Genomic DNA, 20060 nt, shown 5'->3' on the forward strand with positions numbered 1-20060 from the left:
GCCCGAACCGGGGTGGCCACCGACCAACTCAGGGAGTAACGCACGTGCGCGAGGTTCTGTTGCTCTGCTGGCGCGATACCGGGCATCCCCAGGGCGGTGGAAGCGAGCGTTACCTCGAGCAGGTCGGATCCCAGTTGGCCGAGCGCGGCATCAAGGTGACGCTGCGGACGGCGTCGTATCCCGGGGCGCCGGCGTCGGAGGTTCGCGACGGCATCACCATCAGCCGGGCCGGTGGTCGTTTCAGCGTGTACCCCCGCGCTCTGGCTGCCATTGCCGCCGGGCGTCTGGGTTTCGGATCGCTCAAGGGCATTCACCCCGACGCGGTGATCGACACCCAGAACGGCATCCCTTTCTTCTCGAAGACCGTGGCCGGTGCGCCGGTCACGCTTCTGGTCCATCACTGCCATCGTGAACAATGGCCGGTGGCAGGCAAGCTCGTCGGTCGGATCGGCTGGTGGGTCGAATCGCGATTGTCACCGCGCACCCATCGACGTAGCCAGTATCTGACGGTGTCACTTCCTTCGGCCGAAGAATTGGTGGACCTCGGTGTCGAGCGCGAACGAATTGCCGTGGTGCGCAACGGTGCCGACCGGCTCCCCGTCGGCGTCGACGCGGGCGGATCGATCACCAGGGCCGAGCGTCCCACCATCTCGGTTCTCTCACGACTGGTGCCGCACAAGCAGATCGAGGACGCACTCGAGGCAGTCGCAGCTCTGCGTCCGACGCTTCCGGACATCCATCTCGACGTCATCGGTGGCGGTTGGTGGGAGCAGAATCTGCGGGATCGCGCCGCAGAGTTGGGAATCGGTGACGCCGTCTCGTTCTACGGTCACGTCGACGAGGCCCGTAAACATGAACTCCTTGCGCAGTCGTGGATTCACCTCATGCCTTCACGGAAGGAAGGATGGGGCCTGGCGGTCATCGAGGCTGCGCAGCACGGTGTTCCGACGATCGGTTACCGCAGTTCCAAAGGTCTGACCGACTCTATCGTCGACGGAGTGACCGGGCTGTTGGTCGGGGGCGAGCACGCCGATGACGGTGACATCGCCGATCTGACGCAGGCTGCAGGCACCCTGCTCCGCGACCACGAACTCCGTACGGTGCTCGGTGAGAAGGCTCGCGTGTGGTCCGGCGAGTTCTCCTGGGAGCAGACCGGCACCGGAGTGCTCGAGGTGCTGACCGCACACAAGGACGGTCGGTGGGTCTCAGGACTGGCCGCGCCGCGCGAGTCGAATTCGGTTCTGGTTCAGTTCGACTGAGATCAGCGCGATCACGCCCATCAGTATCCAGGCGAGATGCGCAACTATGACGGCCGTTCGGGCGCCGGTCGAGGCTTCCTGCGCGGCAACATCTCCCGGTACCCGGTAGAGCTCGAGATCGTTGTCGGCGAAGACCTGTTCCAAGCCGTCGAGTGTCGCTGCCGCCTTGCCCAACTGGCCTGGTGTCCTGAGCTCGATCAGTACCCATCCGACTCCGAGATCGGCCAGCTGGGTAGGAGTCCCGCCGGCAAGCAGCAGATCCTCGACCTGGGTGGCCCGGGTTCCTTCACCGCCGACAGCACCACCGGCAACCACCAGTTGGCCGGTCTGCAGAACGTCGAGGGGCAGGAAGCGTGGTGCTGGATCGAGTACCGGCGCGTCACCGCTGTAGGGGAAGGCACGGAACATCCCGGCGGGAAGCACTGCAACGTCACCGGTTTCGTCTCGTAGTTGCTCGGCCACCACGGTCCAGGACCCGGGATAGTGCACGGGCTTCAACGCGCCGCCGACGCCCCACATCAGATCCGGTAGCGCCACGATCGTCACCACGACGGCGGCGATCGAGAATGTCGGACGGGGAAGGGAGAACCGATTGCCCGCCCACATCACCGCGGCGGCGGCAGAGAGTGCGTAGAACGGTACGGCCAGCGCGACCCACTTCTGCGCGTCACGCAGCAGCCCGGCGCCGGTGAAAACCTCGACCGACCATCGGCCGGCGTCGAGCCCCCACGGAGTGGCGCCCAGGGTCGGAGCGAGCACCGCACACAGGGCCAGCGCGCCGAGTCCACTGACAACGGGGTTCCGGCGTCGGCGCCATAGAGCGGGCACACCGGTAAACACCACGACAAGCAGTAGAACTGTTCCGACCAAAGCGAAGAGTGTTGTGCGCGTGGACGGTACCGCTGCCGAGTTCCAGATACCGCCGAGACCGGCGAGGCTGCCGAGTGTCGCGAGGCCCGGTTCCGCTCGGGCGGCAAAGGCGGCGACTCCCGCCGGATCGGAACCGTCGCCGGCTGCTCCGGATACGAAGGTCGCGACCAACCACGGCGAGGCGGCGACGAGGAACAGTCCGATAGCGCCGCAGACTCGCCGCATGGCCGAGGTTCGGCCTCCTGGGGTGGCAACCACCACCAGCGCGGCCGTCAGAGCGAGCAGAGCGCCGGTAGGTGTCAGGCCCGCGAATGCAAATGACGCGGCCAACGCCCACCAAGACCCGGGCGTGGCTCGGCGAACTCCGATTCCGGCACACACGATCCACGGCAGTGCGGCATATCCGGTCAGCAGGCTCCAATGTCCTTGCAACAGGCGCTCGGCCACGTAGGGGTTCCAGAGCATCACCGTCGACGCGACCAGTTGTGGACCGAGACCGGCCGTCGGCAGCAGGACGGCGACCATGCGCGCCGCACCCCAACCGGCGAGCCAGAGCGCCACGAGCAGGATGAACTTGACCACCAGTCCGCCGTCGATCACGGTGCTCAACGCTGCGATCAGCGCGTCCTGGGGAACAGCGCGGGCTGCGGCGTCGGTGAGTCCGAGGGCGGAGTCGGTCAGGTACGAGCGCGGCGTGCTGACGGCGTCGCGCAGCAGTAGGTAGCCGGGGCCGAGCAGCGGTCCGAGGGTCAACAGTGCCAGCGCCAGGCTGTACGCCGCAGGCAGGTAACGGCGGTATCCGGCTTGCACTGTCATGACGCGCACGATACGTGGTGCATCATTACTGCCATGCCTCGCCAACCACTCGATCGCGCCGCCGCGGCCGGGGTCGGCATGGTTTTGGTGGGATCGATGACGGCCAATGTCGCGTCGTACCTGTTGGCATGGTTGGCCAGCCGATGGTTGGGTCCGGTCGGCTACGGAGAGTTCGCGAGTCTGCTTGCCGCCCAGTTGGTACTTGCGGTTCCGGCTTTGGCCTTGCAGACGGTGGTCGCCCGCGAGGCGGTGCGTGGCAAGAGCACAGATGCGTTGCGGTCGTTGGGGTATCGATGCACCGCGATCGTCGCCGTTCTCGCGGTGGCGCTCGCTCCGGCGATGGCATGGCTACTCGACACCGGAATCGTGGCGGCGTTCTCGGCCTTGGTGACCGCGCCCATGTTGGTTCTGCTGGCCACGGAGCAGGGTTTGTTGCAGGGGCACGGCCGATTCGGCACTCTCAGCGCCGTACTGGCCGGGGCCGGGGTGATGAAAGTCCTTCCGGCAGTGATCGTTCTGGCATTCGGCGGCGGAGCAGGCGCCGCCTTGGTCGCGGGCGCGGCCGGAACTGCGTTGCTGGTGGCGATAGTTCGTGTGGTCGACCGAACCGTCTCGGTGAGCGAGGACCGTCCGGTGCGGATCGGGGTTGTCTCCGTGCTCGCGGCGTCGCAGGTTCAGCTCGCGCTGATCGCGTTGTCTTCGCTGGATCTGCTGATCGTCCGCGTCGTCCTCAGCGAATACGACGCCGGTGTCTACGCACTCGGCGCCGTCGCGACGAAGGTGGCGTTCTGGCTTCCACAGGCAGTGGGCGTCGTGCTGTACCCGAAGATGGCGAATCCGGCGCACTCGGCGCAGGCGGTTCGCTCGGCGTTGGCGGTGCTCGTCGGTATCGGCGCCGTGTTGGTTCTGGGGGCGGCGGTTGCAGGCCCGCTGGTGCCGATGCTCGTGGGCGACGCGTACGCCGCCGTCGCTCCGATGCTGTGGGCTTTCGCCCTGCACGGTGCAGCGCTGGCGGTACTCCAGGGTGCCTTGCTGTCCGCAATCGCGTCAGAACGCACGCGAGTGGCCCTTCTGGCGTGGGCAGGACTGGCCGTGGAGGCGACGGTCATGCTCGTGTGGGCGAAGACGCCGGGAGAGTTGATCGGCGTCGCCGTCGTGGTTGCGTCGACGACGGCGTTGGCGGTGTCCGTCGCCGCGGTGCGAAGTGCCGACCGCGCCGGGCCGGCACCTCACAGCGGCGTCAGTTCTCCAGACGCGTGAACAAATCGTCGAAGTAGTCGAGCGTACGCATCGCGGTGTAGACGGATCCGTAGTTGATGTTTCCACCCGTGTAGACGACATTGTCGCCTTGTACTGCGCGGATACGGTTCCACATCGCACGGTCGTCACTGACGGGATCCACACCGGGCGCGGTGGTGACGATCATTCCGTCGGCAGAGTCGAGGGCAGTCACGAGGTTTTCGGTGGAGATCTCCTTCTGTCCCTCGACCGGCCACTGGAGTCGCACGCCGAGGTCCTCGGCCACCTGCGTGGAGATGCCCTTACGGTTGACGCCGTTGACCTTCTGATTCACGTAGTTCAGCAGCACGATCTGCTTGCTCGCCAAGCTCTGGGCGTGGCGTTCCTTCAGTCCGGCTGCCTTGTCCTCGTACGCTCCGATGACCTGACGGACCTCAGGGTTCTCAGTGCGATTCAGCCAACTCGCCAACTGGTCGATGTTCTCGCGCCATGGACGCGTGAAGTCCATCGGAAGCACTGGAGCCGTCTGGCTCAACTGCTGCAGCGGCCACATGTCGGAGGCCTCACCGATGTCGGTGCAGATGATCAGGTCCGGTTCCAGCGCGAGAATTGCCTCGACGTTGACCGGTGCCTCGAACACCTGCGCCGTGGGATCGGCCGGAACCCACGGTTCGGCGGCGTCGAAGCTGTACGCGATGACCGGCAGGCCCATCGCGACGGCCGGTTCGAGGTCGAGTCGGGAGTCGATGGCGACGACGCGCTTCGGGGTCACCGGAATGTCGTAGGTTCCGAGCGAGGTCGTGACCGTGCGCATCCCGGCTGCATCGCCCTCGGTACCGGCAGATCGTGCGCAACCGGCGGCGAACAGCCCGGAGAATGCAGCACTGCCGACAACAAATCTCCGTCGCGTCAGATCGCTGACACAGATGTGCGAACCCAGAACTGTTGATGCGGGCATGTGGCTCCTCGTGTTCGGGGGGTGGTCTGGACTTCCAGAAAACGGTAAGCCCGCGACCACGCGGAGGGAACGACCCGTTGCGCCAATCCGTACGCCGATCCGGCAACAAAGTCCCGAAACACAGCAGAGCGCCCCTTCCGTGTGGAAGGGGCGCTCTGCTTACTGCCTGAATCAGTCCTTGCGCAGATCCGGACGCGGGATCACCTGGGTGTCGTCCGAGGTCCAGTCGTGCTCACCCGGAGCCGGCTCGGGCGAGCCCTGGCCGCTGGGATTCTGGTTCGTTCCGCCGTGTGCAGCGCGGGCCGGGGTTCCGCCCTTGCCGCTGCGAATCCCGAGGAAGATACCGGCGATCAGTGCGATGACACCGAGGACACCTGCCACGATCGGGACGGTGCGGCCGAACAGCGAGAGCTTGTCCATGCCGTCACGGGCCTGCTGGACCTGGTACTCGATGGTGGCTTCGTCGAAGGGCAGCGTGACCTTGAGAACCTCGACGTCGACGGCATCCTTGTTGCGTCCGTAGTACTGGTGCAACTGCTCCTGGCCCTTGACGACAACGCCGGTCTTGGGCTCGACCCACAGGTCACGGACGTTGGTGTACCAACGCGTCATCGTGATCGGAGTAGCGCCACCGGGAACGCCCCAGGTGTCGGCGGGCAGGCTCAGCTTGTTGGTGGGGGAGTTGACGACCTTCGACAGGTCGACGGGATCGATCGTCTGCTGGAAGTGGTACACCTTCAGACCGTTGATCTCGGTCTCTTCGACGAAGTCGATGTCCTTCGTGGCGCGAGCGTTCAGGTCGAAGTAGGGGTAGCTCTTCTGTTCCGTGTTGAACGGGAACTTGTACTGCAGACCGTCACGGGAAACTTCTTCGGCGGGCTGGTCGCTGGAGGTCTGGACGGTTCCGACCGGATCGTTGGTCGGCATCGAGCTGACGCGATCGAGTGTGACGCGGTCCAGGGTCGCGGTCAGCAGCCCGGTATCGCCCTGCTTGTCGGTACGACGGACCGTCTGGCCGGCTTCGACGGTGATGATGTCGGCGTCGGACGGGTCCTGCGTGGTGACGTAGCGCTGAGCGACGATCGGCACGTTGTTGTCGACCTGTGCCTTACCGGCGAGGAGGGCCGCCGAGTTGAGGACGCTACCGGTGCCTGTGGCGACGGTGGTCACCTCGAGGTCGAGTGGCGTCTTCTCCAGCTTGCCTACCGTGTAGGTAGGAATGAGGATGGCGATGGCCAAAAGGAAGGCACCGAGGCCCACCAGAATGCAAGGAAGTATCCGGCTCGGCCCTGAGCGTTCCGCCATGCTGTGACTCCTAACCCGTTAAGTCTTTCGAGGTTCCCCAACCGGCACAATATGAGCTGCGCAGATCGCATGGGGCCCCCGATGGACACCATGTGTGGCAGAACACTAACAGTCCACCGGCCCGGTTTGTCGCATGAGGGCATGAATTGGCCAGGCATTTTGTTGTGAGTCCCTGGTGGTTTCCCTCAATCGGCCTGGGGTGCACACTTATCCGTGATGATCAGTTCCACGAATTCCTCTCAGACGGTCCCGCCACAGGCTCGGGGCTTCGTTCCGGCTTTGGACGGTATGCGTGGATTGGCGGCGCTCGGCGTCCTCGTCACCCATGTCGCGTTCCAGACCGGTGAAGCGCAATCCGGCGCGATCGGGCGGGCGTTCGGCCGTCTCGACCTCGCCGTAGCGGTGTTCTTTGCTTTGTCCGGATTTCTGCTGTGGCGTCCGCACGCGGCAAAGGCCCGTGGAATCGGGCAGCCGCAGCCGACGGTCCGGTACTGGATCTCCCGCGCGACGCGCATCCTGCCGGCGTACTGGGTGGCGGTGGTCCTGATCCTGCTGTTCCTGCCCGGCGCCGGTGGGGGCTACCAGGTGTGGCTCGCGAATCTCGGGTTGGCACAGGTCTTCGTGCCGTTGACGCTCACCGAGGGGCTCACGCAGATGTGGAGCCTGTCGGTCGAGGTGGCGTTCTACGTTCTGTTGCCACTGTTCGCGTATCTGATGGTGCGGTTGCGCGGCGGTACTGCCCGGTACCGGCTACCGCTTCTGCTCGGAGTGTCGGTGCTGGCCCTGGCGTGGGCATTCATTCCGATTCCGACGCCGGACGCCATCCACCACGACAACTGGTTGCCCGGCTACCTGCCGTGGTTCGGCGCCGGCATGGTGCTGGCCGAGTTGGCAGTTGGCCCGTCGACGTGGGTGCATCGACTCGCGCACCGTCGGGTGCTCCTGGCCCTTATTGCCTTTGTCGCCTTCGTTCTCTCGTGCACCGATCTGGCCGGGCCCGAAGGTCTGGTGCGGCCGGAGCCGTGGCAGTACGCGATCAAGATTGCACTCGGTGCGATCATCAGCTTCTCGTTGATCGCGCCACTGGTTCTGCGCGATCAATCGCAGCATCGGTTCCTGGCCAGTCCTTTGGCGCTGGCAATCGGACGCTGGTCCTACGGCCTGTTCATCTGGCACCTGGCCGTACTGAACGCTGTGTTCCCCGTATTCGGCATAGTTCCGTTCTCGGGCAGCTTCTTCTACGTCCTGGCCCTCACGGTCGTCCTGAGCGTCGCTGTGGCCTCGGCCAGTTACGCCTTGGTGGAGGAACCGGCGCGCGTCGCGGTGACGCGGTGGGAGAAGCGTCGCCACATCGGTGAACCGGCAAAGGGCAACGTGGCCAACCCGGTCACGACCAAGGCCACCAACATCGAGAACTGAATCGCGAACGAGTCGCCCACGTATCCGCCCGGTGCCCGCCACGGTCCGGTCGAGAGCAGCGTGATGCCGATCATCGCGGCCACGCCGGCAGTGCCGACCAGAATGCGTGCGGTCCGAGCCGGGCCGAAGATTCGCAGCGCGGCAAGTCCGAGGATCGAGCACACGACCGCGATCGCCGCTCCCACTCCGCCGCCGATGACGGTGGCCGCCGCGAGCACGCCCACCCATCCTGCCGCGACGCTGCGCCACGGGCGGGGCGGTATGAGCGGCTTGGGTTCTCGGCGGGTGGGGACAAGAGCTGCGAACAGCAGCGGGATCAGCAACACGAGCCCACCGAAGATGCCGAGACGGTACCAACGGTCGCTGGGGAAGTCGATGGTGACGGTTCCCGCGGTGCCTGCCGGCACGATCCAGCCCTGCTGCCAACCGTTCACGACCACAGGCGTCAGCTCGGAACCGTCCGGCGCCGTGGCGATCCAACCGATGCTGGTGCTCTCGGGATTGACGATCAACTGATCGGTGGACGAGTTCGTGACGGTGAGTTCCCGGTGATTCGCCGTCCACGCGGTCGATTCGAGCGGTGTATTCCGTTGCGCGGCTGAAGGACCGACAGCCGTCAGGTTCAGATTGTCGACCGAGAATGCGGGGCCCGGTTCGACGACTACTTCAGGCTGTCCCGCTGGCAAAGTTGCCGACGCGTCCAGGTCGCACACACGTGCCTCGACCGGTGCGCCGGTGCGAAGTTGGGCCGCCGTCGTAGTGATCGAGGTGGGGAACTGCTGTCCGGCAACCGAAATGGTCGGGCCGTCGCCACAGGTGACGGTGACGGTGCGGTTGTCGAATGAGTCTGTGTCCTGCACGCCGGAACCGGCGATCGGTGTCCCGTCTGCGCCGACGACGCCGACCTCGGCGAGGCCGGTGGGCTGCGACTGGGCGAAGCCGAGTGCCGTCTGATCGAGGACCGGTTCCCAATCGGTGACGCTGAGGACGATCTTGTCGGTGACGTAGGGGGAGAGGGTAACTCGACTGGTTCGAGGCGTTTCGTCTTCGAGGTCGGGCAGCTCTCGAACCTGCGGTCCGTTGCCGAGGTTCACCGCGACGCTGGTCGGCAGCGAGGGCAGGGTGCCAAGTCCTCGTGTGATGTCCAGGCCGGTGACCAGGGTGGGTTCGGGAAGGTTGAGAGTCAGAGTCGGTTTCGGGCCGCCCGGTTCGGTGGTGCTCTGCGGCGCCGACCACGTGGTGCGTGCGTCGCCGTCGGTGGCAGCGAAGGCAGATCCGCGTGTGTCGCCGATGTCGCTGGAACCCGAAGCCGTGATTCGGCCTGGGGCGGAAAGCAGGTCTTCGAGGGCGTTGCCCTGACGCGCTCGGACAGTCAGTGTCGGTGCAACGACTGTGTTTTCGGGCACCGTGAGCGTGCGCTGGAAACGGCTCGGCTCTTCGGGTATCGCCATGAATGCATTGCTGCACCGCACGCGGTCCGTCGAGTCGGCGCACGCGTTGCGGCCGGGGAACTCCTGGCTCAAATCCCAGGCGTTCACGGATGCGCCCGTCGGCGTACTCGGCAGGACCGTGTCGAAACGGATCGGGACGGACTTCGGCGCGCTGCGATCGGAGAAGTCTTCGACGGAGAGTTCGCTGATGCCGAACTGTGTTCCAGGCGATCCGTTTTCGGTGTGAGTCGCCGTGACGCGTACCCACGGAGTGTTGCCGCCCGGGATCGAGACGGTGATGGGCTCACCGGGACGCTCCACCTTCACCGCCGTGCTGCCGTTCGGTGTCGAGACCTCGAGCCATTTGACCGGAGCGCCGATCGCCGCGGCGCTGGTGGTCAGATGGAGCAGGCCACTGGAAATCGGTGTGTCGAAGTCGATCTGCAACCACTGGCCCAGTGCACGCTCGATTCCGTTGCTGAACCAGCCGGTGGCCGGATCGCCGTCGACCGTCGATGCCGGACTGCTCGACGGTGAAGTGCCGCCCAGCTGGGTGGCGTCGGAGGCTGCGCTGGAAACGGTGATCGAAGCGCCGCTCCAACGGCCTTCCACGAGAGGCGTGTTCGCTACCGGGTAGTCGGGCACCAGATTGTAGGTACGACGTGCGTCGTCGGGCGTCCGGAGGGCGGAACTGTGGTTGTCGACCTGACCGAAATCGGTTTCCCGATCGCGTGGGGTGTCGGTGACGGTGACCGAATCGACCGGCAGTCCGGCAGCTTCGGCGTCGGCGGCGAGAATCATCGGGCCGGTCCCCGGGATCAGCCCGCTTTCGTGAAGGCGCACAGCAGATTCCGGACCGCCTTGAACGCGCGGAACCTGGTTCAGGTCGACGGAGTACGGTCCACTGACCGCCGGGGTGCCGTCAGGCGCGGTGACCTCGAAGATCTCGATGGCCGGGTAACCGGGACGCAGGTCGCTGTCCGCGACCAGCCCTTCGATCGGTTCGGGGCTGTCGTCTTCACCGAAATGCGCGACGCGCTCGATCCCCGGCGAGCCTTCGACCGCCTGGTGCACGAGTATCGGCCTGGCCGAGCGCGACGTTTCGCCGTCGAGGTCGTTGCGCATCACCAGATAGTGGATGCCCTGCCCCAGCAAGGTCTGCGCGAGGCCGTCCGACGGACGTCCGTCGGCGATCAGACGTTGGACCGAATCGAGCGCTCGGATGGCGCCGGGCGGGGTCAGCGGGACCGAGTCACGCACCGCCCACGGCGTACTCGCCAACGCCTGAAGCGGTTCGTCACGCGTCAGGCCCCAGACCTGGCTGCCGAAGGGCGCTCCCGGGACGACCAGGGCACGTTCGGCTTCCGATCCGGGGGAGGTGTTGTCCTCGAGCCACTGTGCTGCTTCGTTCCAGTACGAGGGGACGTCCGGATACGCTCCGCGGGGAGCGAGCTTTCCCGTCCAGGCCAAGGCCGTCGAGAGGGTGAGGGCGACGAGGATCAGGCTGGTCAGTGCGACCATCGGTTCGCGCTCGGGATGGGCGAACGCACGCCGCCATCGGGCGAGTGGAACCGATCCCGGCAGCGGCACTTTGGCCAGCAGGTGTGCGAGTCCCAGCACCAGCGGTAGACGGACCAACGGCTCGAGCTTGTGGACGTTGCGCAGCGGCGCGCCCGCCGAGTCGAGGAACAGACGCACCGACTCCGATACCGGCGAGCTGAGTTCACCTACGTACCCCGCGGCCAGACCGGTGATACCGACGAACAGGATGAGCGTCAGCCGGCCGCGAGCGGGCATGGACCGCATGCAGAGTCCGGCGAGGCCGGCAGCGGCAACCAGACCGGTGGCGACAACTGCTGCGGGCTGGGTGACCAGAACGGCGCCGGCAATGCGTTCGGGGGAGACGAACGGGGTCCAACTGTCCGTGCCGCGCAGTATCTCGGCGAGCGACGCCCATTGAGTGGTGACACCGGCGGACTCGATGTAGTCCAGGAACGGTGGGCTGATCTTGCCGAGCAGCAGTAGCGGCACGATCCACCAGAGAGTGCCGAGTGCGACGAACAGCGCCCACCATGCGGTGAACGTCAGCCACGTTCGGTTGGGTTTGTGCGAGAGCCACCAGATGATCGCGACCAGGCAGGCCGCGGCGGTGGCGACGGCATTGATCGAACCCATGAGCGCGACGGCAAGCGCGGATTGTGCGGCCAACCGCCTCAACCCCCGTGAGCGGTTAGGGAGTCCAGGGACTCCTTTTCCACGCACAGGGCCGAAGGCCAAAATCACCGGCAACAACACCCACGGCGCCAACATCATCGGCAGGGTTTCCGAGGAAATCGAACCGAGAGTGGTCAGCACGCGGGGAGAAAGAACAAAGGCAACCGCTGCGATGACGCGCGAACTACGACTGCCGATACCGAGAGCCTCTGCAACTCGGATGATGCCCCAGAAACCTGCGATCAGAAGCAGCGCCCACCAGATGCGCTGAGTGATCCACGGCGGAACGTTCGCCAACTCGCCGAGCGCGAAGAACGGCCCGTGCGGAAAGAAATATCCATAGGCCTGGTTCTGAACCTGGCCGAGCGGGGCCTGACTACTCCACTGATGCGACGCGCGTTCGAGAAAACCGAACGGATTCTGCGTCAGGTCGTACTTGGTGTCAGCGGTGATCAGACCCGGCGATTGCAGAAAAGTGAGAAGAAACGCTACGACGGAGGCGCCGAACAGCCACCGCTTCGACAGGGGCTCTGCCGACGGGGCGGTGTCTACCGAAGACACCGCTGCGTCGGCGGAAGAACGGGAACTCGCGAGGCCTGCGCTCTCAGCGGCTGCCGTACTCAACCTGGTTCAGCACGGAAGAATCTGCGTTTCCGCTGCGGTCGATCTCGGGACGAGTGTTGTCCGACGCGGCGGCCGTGACACCGAAGATGACGCCGGCACCCAGAACGGCACCGATGACAGCGCTGGCCACACCGGGGACAAGGAACTTCGTCATCGCGGATCTCCCAATTGGTCGTTAGTCGGTCGTTCGCGGTCGGACGGACTTACCGGCCCGTACGAACTGCTCGGGTCAAGGTATCACCCGTACTCGAGAATCCGGACGATTACCCTCGTGACGTGCTGGTCAGTCGAGGGTTTCGGCACCGAGCGCGGTCAACAGGGTGCGCAGTTTCGTGGACGTCTCGTCGAGTTCGTCCTGCGGATCCGATTCGGCGACAATTCCACCACCCGCGCTGGCCCAGGCACTGAGGCCGCCTGCACTGATCTCGGCGCAGCGGATGGCAACCACCCAATCACCGTCGCCGGCGTCGTCGCACCATCCCACGGCGCCGCCGTAGAAACGCCGCGGTTCCTCGGTCTCGCGGATCACCTTCAGTGCCACGTCGGTGGGTGTTCCGCACAGCGCGGGCGTCGGATGCAGCGCGATGGCGAGGTCGAGCGCAGTGGTGTCGTTTCGCAGCGTGCCGCGGATCGGGCTGGCCAAGTGCCAGACCTCGTGAGTATTGGTCAGTTCGGGAGTTGCCGGCACCGACAGATCACGGCACATCGGTTGCAGGACCTCGCGGATCCACGACGTCACGAAGGCGTGCTCGGCCAGATTCTTCGTCGAACGCAGAAGGCTCTCGCCGGCCTCGCGGTCTTGATCGGCGTCGGCGGATCGCTTTGTGGTCCCGGCCAACGGGCGACACGTCACGACGCGCCCGCGTCGACTGACCAATACCTCGGGCGTTGCGCCGACCAGGCTGTGGCCCTCGAATTCGGCTCCCGCAGCAGATAGGTCGACGGCAAAGGTGTTGGCGACGGGATTGAGCGCCGCCATGCGTGCGGCGAGCGCGGTTGGGGCGATCGGGGTCTGCGTCCGAAGTTCCACGGTGCGAGCCGCGACCACCTTGTCGATTTCTCCGCTGCGGAGGCGTCCGATCAACTTTTCCACCCGGCGAAGATGCTCCGACGACGACGGGATCTCCCGGCCCACCTTGGTCGTGGGCAGCGCCGGGGGATCGACCGGTTGCCACGGCCGCGACGCGATCGTCGCCTCGGCAGGTTCGTACAACGCCGTTGGGGCAGCGGGGTCGAAGGGGAGCGCTCCGACGATCAGCTTTGTCGTACCTGCCGACAAAGCGTGGGTGGCTGCGTCGGAGCTGTCGAAGCTGCGTCGTACGCCGCGGGTGACCACGCTGTGATCGGGGCGCGAGAGAACAAAACCGTCCATGGTGGTTTCGACACTAGTCGGCCACGGATCAGGAATGCGCGAAGGTCACTTCCCCGGAGGGACGATCAACACCGGCCGATGACTGTGACGCAGAACATGATCCGCGACGCTGCTCTGCAGTAGCGACCGCAAACCCGTAGTGCCTCGGGTGCCGGTCACGATGATGTCGACGTCCAATTCGTCTGCGGTTTCGCAGATTGCAGACCAGATCGCGGAGCGGCACTCGGCGCTTCTACCTTCGACGGTCAGGCCCGCGGCCTCGGCCAGTGCGACACCCTCGGCGAGGGTGACTTTGGCGTCGGTGTACGCGATGTCCTCGACGTCGTCGTCGGGAACCCACTCCGGTTGCATCACCCCGGACAGGCCGGACATGCGAGCGGCCTGGCGAACCATCGGCTCCCAGGCAGTGACGAGAACAGCGCGATTGGCGGAGAGGAAACGCCCCGCGTAGTCGACTGCACGCTTGGCGTTGTCGGAACCGTCGTACGCGATGAGCATCAGACCTTGTGGCATCACGACCTCCTCGTCAGCGGGGGAATCGGTTCTCTTCCAGGCTACCGTCCCGATGTGCCCGTGAGGGAGTGTATGGGTACCGGGTCCGTTACGGTCGAGGTATGCGGATCAAGTTTCTGAAGGCTGCGACGACCATTGCATTGTGCGGAGGGTTGGTTGCGGGATGCTCGGGCGAAAACGGGACCGCCGATCCGGTTTCGAGCGCCCCGACCAGCACCACCTCCGAGATCACGTCGACGCCTGCGGCGTCCAGCTCCGCACCCGTCGCCGCGTCGTGCGGTAGTGACCTTCTGGCTTCACTGTCCCTGCGTCAGAAACTTGCCCAGCTGCTCAACGTCGGCGTCACCGGGACCGACGACGCGTTGTCGATAGTGCAGAACGAGGAGATCGGCGGCATCTTCGTCGGAAGTTGGACCGATCAGTCGATGCTCACCAATCGTGAAGTGCCGCAGGTTGCTTCGGCGTCGAAGTTGCCGTTGATGGTGACGATCGACGAAGAAGGTGGACGAGTTTCCCGCGTCGCGGACATCCTCGGTCCCGATCCGTCGGCCAGGGAAACAGCGCAGACCATGACAGTGGAACAGACGTACCAGATGGCTCTCGAGCGTGGACGCGGGTTGAAGGATCTCGGAATCACCGTCAACTACGCCCCCGACGTCGACGTCAGCAGCCAACCCGACGACTCCGTGATCGGTGACCGCTCGTACTCCGACGACCCCCAGACCGTGGTTGCGTACGCCGGTGCGTACGCGCAGGGTATGCGCGACGCCGGAATCTTCCCGGTGATCAAGCACTTTCCCGGGCATGGCAGCGCGTCGGGTGACTCGCACCGGGGTGAAGTGACAACGCCGCCCTTGCAGGATCTGATCGCGTCGGACTTGATTCCCTTTCGCGAGCTGTCGGGAACCGGAGTAGGCGTCATGATGGGGCACCTCGAGGTTCCCGGTCTGACCGAGCCCGGTACCCCTGCCAGCATCAGCCCCGCCGCCGTTGCGTTGCTTCGCGACGGAGTGGGTTACGGCGCAGCGCCGTTCACCGGCCCGGTATTCACCGACGACCTCAGCGGTATGCAGGCGATCACCGACCGATACGATATTGCCGACGCGGTTCAGGCTGCGCTGGTGGCAGGTGTCGATCAGGCACTGTGGCTGACCACTGATGACGTTCCGCGGGTGCTCGACCATCTCGAGCAGGCCGTCGCGTCGGGTGAGCTTCCGCAGGCACGGGTCGATCAGGCCGTCGTCACAGTTGCCACCGCCAAAGGTGCCGTGACCTGCTGAGTCGAAGTCAGGATTCGACGCACAATCTTACCGTAGAGTAAGATCGACATTTACCCTGTGGTTGGAGGAAGCATGGCCGGCGGTACCAAGCGACTGCCACGCGCAGTGCGTGAGCAGCAGATGCTCGACGCGGCTGTGGACGTGTTCTCCGACAGGGGATTTCACGAAACTTCGATGGACACCATCGCGGCCAAAGCCGAGATCTCGAAGCCGATGCTGTACCTGTACTACGGCTCGAAGGAAGAGCTGTTCGCAGCGTGCATTCATCGTGAAGGGCTCCGCTTCCTCGAAGCTCTCGCCCCCGCGGGCGCGCCGAACCTGACTCCGCGTGAACAATTGCGCGCCGCTCTCGAGGGCTTCCTCGGGTTCGTGGGCGCAAACCGCAAGTCGTGGATGGTGCTCTACCGTCAGGCCGTCGGGCAGCAGGCTTTTGCGGGAACCGTGCAGTCGAGCCGCGATCGGTTGATCGAGTTGACCGCGCATCTGCTCGAGTCCAGCACCAAGGATCCTGATGCCGCGCACGATTACGGGATCATCGCCATCGCACTCGTCGGCGCCGGTGAGGCGGTAGCCGACCGGGTCGCGGGTGGGGAAATCGAAGTGGACGCCGCCGCGGACCTACTCGAATCCCTCGCGTGGCGCGGTCTCTCGGGCAAGAAGAAGTCCGAATAGCCCCCAAACCAATCTGAGCGAACGTACCTTTCAGCGCATCCAAGGCGCCGAAAGGTACGTTCGCTCAATTGGGGTGGGTGGGAAACCCGACAAAACTTAGGTCAGCGCAGCGTCGCAGTGACGTGCGGGTAACCCTTCTTCGGGTGACGCAGCGACAGATCCCAGCCGTCGTCGGTGCGGTCGGCGTAGGCATTCAGCGTCGCCGGCAGCAGAATCGGCTTGCCGAAACGCACGCTGTAGGTGACCTTGTCCGCGACGGAACCCTCGACGGTCCGCAGAAGTGCCGCGGCACTCCACATTCCGTGAGCAATGGTCTTCGGGAAACCGAAAGCCTTCGCGCCCAGAGACGAGACGTGAATCGGATTACGGTCGCCGGAGACGGCGGCGTACTTGCTGATCGTGGTCTGGTCGACGCGGATGGTGCTCATCGGCATCGGCGGGACCTCGTCGGCCTTGGGCTCCGGACCGGGCTGGCCGGACAGGGAGGTCTTCTGCTGGTTCAGGAAGCTCGAGGTCTGTCGCCAGACCAGTTCCCGTCCCACCCGAATTTCGGTGATCACGTCGATCAGCAGGCCCTTGCGGTGCTCACGCAGGTTCTCGGCATGCACCGAGAGGTCCAGCGGTTCGCTGACGGAGATGGGCCGTAGTGATTCGATGACGTTCTCGGCGTGAACGGAACCGACGGCGGCGAAGGGGAAGTCCTTCGACACCATCAGCTTCATCACCGTCGGGAAGGCCAAGGTGAAGGGGTACGTGATCGGCAGAGTATCGCCGAACCGCAGTCCGGTCACGCGGCAGTACGCCGCCAGATTGTCGGTGTCGACCTTCAGTCCGGTGAGGGTGAAGGTCTGCTGTGGCACCGAGCGAGAGTTGGACTTGTTCCACGGCAGCAATCCCAGTACCGCGCGGGAGTAGATGTCGAGGGTCCTCGGCTGCTCGGTGAGCGCGACGGTCTTTGTTGCCATCATGCGCCCAGGAGGCTCTGGCCGCAGACGCGAACGACCTGTCCCGTAACGGCATTGGAGGCCGGGCTCGCGAAGTATGCGACGGTCTCGGCGACGTCGACGGTCTCGCCGCCCTGCAGGAGCGAGCTCATGCGGCGGCCGGCTTCGCGGGTGGCGAAGGGGATGGCGGCGGTCATGGCGGTCTCGATGAAGCCCGGTGCGACGGCGTTGATGGTGATGTTCTTCTTCGCCAGGACGGGAGCTTCGGCGTGTACGAGGCCGATGACGCCGGCCTTGGAGGTGCCGTAGTTGGTCTGGCCGCGGTTGCCCGCGATTCCGGCGATGGAGGAGACGTCGACGACGCGGCCGCCTTCCTTGAGGGCGCCCTTCTCGACGAGGTGCTCGGTGATCTTCTGCGGTGCAAGAAGATTGACGTTCATGACCATGTTCCAGCGGCCCTCGTCCATGTTGGCGAGGGTCTTGTCGCGGGTGATGCCGGCGTTGTGGACGATGATGTCCGCTCCGCCGTGACGCTCGAGGAGGTGAGCTGCGAGGACCTCGGCTGCGTCGGCTGCCGTGACGTCGAGGGCGAGGGACGTGCCGCCGACCTTGTTCGCGGTCTCGGACAGTGCTTCGCCGGCGGCCGGGATGTCAGCGCAGACGACGTGAGCGCCGTCGCGGGCCAGGACCTCGGCGATGGTGGCACCGATGCCGCGGGCCGCACCGGTGACGACGGCAACCTTGCCTTCGAGAGGCTTGTCCCAGCTCGCGGGCGCGACGGAATCTTCAGCACCGACGACGATGACCTGGCCGTCGACGAAGGCGGACTTGGCCGAAAGAAGGAAGCGCAGAGTCGATTCCACGCCGGAGAGTCCGGTGGACGCCTTGGGGGAGACGTAGACCAACTGAGCGGTGGAACCGCGCTTGATCTCCTTGCCGACGCTGCGGGTGAAGCCTTCGAGCGCGCGCTGCGCGACATGCTCGTCGACGCTCGACGTTTCTTCCGGCGTCGTGCCGAGAACGACGACGCGAGCCGACGGTGCGAGGTTGCGGATCACGGGCTGGAAGAACTCGAACAGCTGCTCGAGTTCGCTGACCTGAGTGATTCCGGTGGCGTCGAACACGAGTCCGCCGAAGCTGCTGTCGTGTGCCTGAGCTGCCGGGTAGTCGGAGAGCAGTACGCGAAGCGGTTCTGCGAGCCGACCCTTGCCGCCGATGAGGACAGGTCCGGCGAGTGCGGGTTCCCCTGCTTTGTAGCGACGCAGGTTCTCGGGCCTGGGCAGGCCGGCCTTCGACGCGATGAATGCGCCGGGGGCGGACGAGAGGAACTGTGAATAGAGGTCGGGAGCTCCCTTGCTGGCTGCCACGGTCCTACCTTCTGTTGTGTTTCGGGTTGTCTCTCACCGGGCAATCGGAAGAATGCGGCGATAGACAAGTAACTTACTACTGAGTAAGAATAGTCTTCAACAGGTAATCGCACCATCCTTGGAGACGCAAGTGACAAGCAAAGCCCGTTCAAATGCAAAGCCCGCCGCACCTCGCACTGCACCGGCCGCAGCCGCTGCAAATTCTGCAGGTCAGCGCCGTCCGGTTGCGATCGTCGGCGGAAATCGCATTCCGTTCGCACGCTCGGACAAGGCGTACGCACAGGCGTCCAACCAGGACATGTTCACTGCGACGCTCGACGGTCTGGTGAGCCGATTCAATCTGCAAGGCGAGAAGCTCGGCATGGTCGTCGGCGGTGCGGTGCTCAAGCACAGCCGTGATTTCAATCTCATTCGCGAGTCCGTTCTCGGCAGCGCGCTGAGCCCGTATACGTCGGCGTACGACCTTCAGCAGGCGTGTGGCACGGGACTGCAGTCGATCATCGCCGTCGGCGATGCCATTTCGGCCGGCCGGATCGATTCCGGCATCGGCGGCGGTACGGACACCACGTCCGACGCTCCGATCGGCGTCAACGATCAGGCGCGCGAGTTCCTGCTCTCCCTCAACCGCGCGAAGTCCACGGGCGACCGCATCAAGCTGCTCGGCAATGTGCGCGCGGGCATGATCGGCCTCGAGATTCCGCGCAACGGCGAGCCCCGCACCGGCAAGTCGATGGGTGACCACGCTGCGATCACCGCCAAGGAATTCGGCGTCAAGCGCGAGGACCAGGACGAACTTGCCGCTGCCAGCCACAAGAACATGGCGGCTGCCTACGACCGCGGTTTCTTCGACGACCTCGTCACCCCGTTCCTCGGCCTGACCCGCGACGACAACCTCCGTCCCGGTTCGACCGTCGAGAAGCTGTCGACGCTCAAGCCGGTCTTCGGTACCAAGCTCGGCGACGCGACGATGACGGCAGGCAACTCGACGCCGCTCACCGACGGTGCTTCTGCAGTGCTCCTCTCCACCGACGAGTGGGCAGCCGAGCGCAATCTTCCGGTTCTGGCGCACCTCGTCGATTCCGAAACCGCTGCCGTCGACTACGTCCACGGCAAGGACGGGCTGCTCATGGCTCCCACGTACGCGATCCCGCGTTTGCTGGCCCGCAACGGTCTGACCTTGCAGGACTTCGATTACTACGAGATCCACGAAGCCTTCGCTTCGGTGGTTCTCGCCACCCTGCAGGCCTTCGAGTCCGACGAGTACTGCAAGGAACGCCTCGGCCTCGACGGCGCGCTGGGCTCGATCGACCGAAGCAAGCTCAATGTCAACGGATCGTCCTTGGCTGCAGGTCATCCGTTCGCAGCAACCGGCGGACGTATCGTCGCTTCCCTCGCCAAGATGCTCGCCGAAAAGGGTTCGGGCCGCGGCCTGATCTCGATCTGTGCGGCCGGTGGCCAGGGTGTCACGGCGATCATCGAGCGGTAACCGCTCCACAATCTCCCCACGCGAGTGAAAACTGCGCTCACCTGCAGTGATCGTCGCGAGGGGATGTGTAATCGGGGATCCGGCCACGAGGGGTGGCCGGATCCCCGAACTCTTTGCAAACTTTTTCGCGCAGGCGTGTAACGCTGCAGAATAGCTACCGATATTCATGACAGCCCCGTGTTGCTGCCTGACCCCCGACCTGGCAGCAGCGCGGGGCTCTCGTATGTCCGGATATCCTGTATTGAGTTGTCGGTGAGCGCCGCAGCGACGGTTGATGCAGCGAGGAGCCAAC

General features: G+C 65.1%; 14 protein-coding genes and 1 pseudogene. 6 read left to right on the forward strand and 9 right to left on the reverse strand.

All coding sequences use genetic code 11. The features are described 5' to 3' along the window. Window positions 1-44: 44 nt before the first annotated feature. The gene (locus G8767_RS21415; RefSeq protein ID WP_166811642.1) at window positions 45-1259 is read left to right on the forward strand and encodes a glycosyltransferase family 4 protein; all 1215 of its coding nucleotides are present in this window, start codon (window positions 45-47) and stop codon (window positions 1257-1259) included. Here G8767_RS21415 and G8767_RS21420 read toward each other — a convergent pair. Next, window positions 1206-2945 carry a hypothetical protein gene (locus G8767_RS21420; RefSeq protein WP_166811644.1) on the reverse strand — a complete coding sequence of 580 codons (1740 nt, stop codon included), beginning with the start codon at window positions 2943-2945 and terminating at the stop codon, window positions 1206-1208. The genes G8767_RS21415 and G8767_RS21420 overlap by 54 nt on opposite strands. A 33-nt stretch (window positions 2946-2978) precedes the next feature. On the opposite strand from G8767_RS21420, the gene G8767_RS21425 reads away from it, so the two are divergent. Further along, window positions 2979-4205, forward strand: a complete 1227-nt coding sequence (locus G8767_RS21425; RefSeq protein ID WP_166811646.1) for a polysaccharide biosynthesis protein — start codon at window positions 2979-2981, stop codon at window positions 4203-4205. Here G8767_RS21425 and G8767_RS21430 read toward each other — a convergent pair. Together G8767_RS21430 and G8767_RS21435 are read right to left on the reverse strand one after the other, a co-directional pair. Continuing rightward, entirely contained in the window at window positions 4186-5142 is a 957-nt protein-coding gene (locus G8767_RS21430) for an ABC transporter substrate-binding protein (protein ID WP_054827952.1), read from the reverse strand. The genes G8767_RS21425 and G8767_RS21430 overlap by 20 nt on opposite strands. 171 nt (window positions 5143-5313) lie before the next feature. Next, complete coding sequence (locus G8767_RS21435) at window positions 5314-6447, reverse strand: DUF3068 domain-containing protein (protein WP_095971372.1); 1134 nt, start codon at window positions 6445-6447, stop codon at window positions 5314-5316. Window positions 6448-6663: 216 nt separating this feature from the next. Here G8767_RS21435 and G8767_RS21440 point away from each other — a divergent pair. Further along, window positions 6664-7713 (forward strand): annotated as a pseudogene (locus G8767_RS21440) (acyltransferase); the annotation flags it as partial. A gap of 23 nt (window positions 7714-7736) precedes the next feature. Here G8767_RS21440 and G8767_RS36580 read toward each other — a convergent pair. The 4 genes from G8767_RS36580 to G8767_RS21460 all read right to left on the reverse strand — a co-directional run bounded on the left by G8767_RS36580 (window position 7737) and on the right by G8767_RS21460 (window position 14019). Then, entirely contained in the window at window positions 7737-12071 is a 4335-nt protein-coding gene (locus G8767_RS36580) for an alpha-(1->3)-arabinofuranosyltransferase (RefSeq protein ID WP_166811648.1), read from the reverse strand. A 43-nt stretch (window positions 12072-12114) separates the two neighbouring features. Continuing rightward, entirely contained in the window at window positions 12115-12288 is a 174-nt protein-coding gene (locus tag G8767_RS21450; RefSeq protein WP_003945488.1) for a DUF2613 domain-containing protein, read from the reverse strand. A 129-nt stretch (window positions 12289-12417) separates the two neighbouring features. After that, the gene (locus tag G8767_RS21455; RefSeq protein ID WP_166811650.1) at window positions 12418-13506 is read right to left on the reverse strand and encodes an isochorismate synthase; all 1089 of its coding nucleotides are present in this window, start codon (window positions 13504-13506) and stop codon (window positions 12418-12420) included. 45 nt (window positions 13507-13551) lie between these two features. Beyond that, window positions 13552-14019, reverse strand: a complete 468-nt coding sequence (locus G8767_RS21460; RefSeq protein WP_003945900.1) for a universal stress protein — start codon at window positions 14017-14019, stop codon at window positions 13552-13554. Window positions 14020-14120: 101 nt separating this feature from the next. Here G8767_RS21460 and G8767_RS21465 point away from each other — a divergent pair, with 101 nt between their 5' ends. Next, window positions 14121-15299, forward strand: coding sequence for a glycoside hydrolase family 3 N-terminal domain-containing protein (locus G8767_RS21465; RefSeq protein WP_019747138.1), 1179 nt, complete (start codon window positions 14121-14123; stop codon window positions 15297-15299). A 72-nt stretch (window positions 15300-15371) separates the two neighbouring features. Beyond that, the gene (locus G8767_RS21470) at window positions 15372-15971 is read left to right on the forward strand and encodes a TetR/AcrR family transcriptional regulator (RefSeq protein WP_003945885.1); all 600 of its coding nucleotides are present in this window, start codon (window positions 15372-15374) and stop codon (window positions 15969-15971) included. Window positions 15972-16072: 101 nt separating this feature from the next. Here the strand turns inward: G8767_RS21470 and G8767_RS21475 are convergent, their stop codons facing one another. Both G8767_RS21475 and G8767_RS21480 read right to left on the reverse strand, forming a co-directional pair. Further along, window positions 16073-16936: a MaoC/PaaZ C-terminal domain-containing protein gene (locus G8767_RS21475; protein ID WP_166811700.1), complete on the reverse strand. Its 864-nt coding sequence runs from the start codon at window positions 16934-16936 to the stop codon at window positions 16073-16075. Beyond that, complete coding sequence (locus G8767_RS21480; RefSeq protein WP_003945596.1) at window positions 16936-18282, reverse strand: 3-oxoacyl-ACP reductase; 1347 nt, start codon at window positions 18280-18282, stop codon at window positions 16936-16938. Before G8767_RS21480 ends, G8767_RS21475 begins: the two co-directional genes overlap by 1 nt. 130 nt (window positions 18283-18412) lie before the next feature. Here G8767_RS21480 and G8767_RS21485 point away from each other — a divergent pair, with 130 nt between their 5' ends. Beyond that, window positions 18413-19768: an acetyl-CoA C-acetyltransferase gene (locus G8767_RS21485; RefSeq protein ID WP_124568733.1), complete on the forward strand. Its 1356-nt coding sequence runs from the start codon at window positions 18413-18415 to the stop codon at window positions 19766-19768. The last annotated feature ends 292 nt before the right edge of the window (window positions 19769-20060 follow it).

Source organism: Rhodococcus sp. IC4_135, from assembly GCF_011602025.1.
GTDB lineage: Bacteria > Actinomycetota > Actinomycetes > Mycobacteriales > Mycobacteriaceae > Rhodococcus_F > Rhodococcus_F baikonurensis.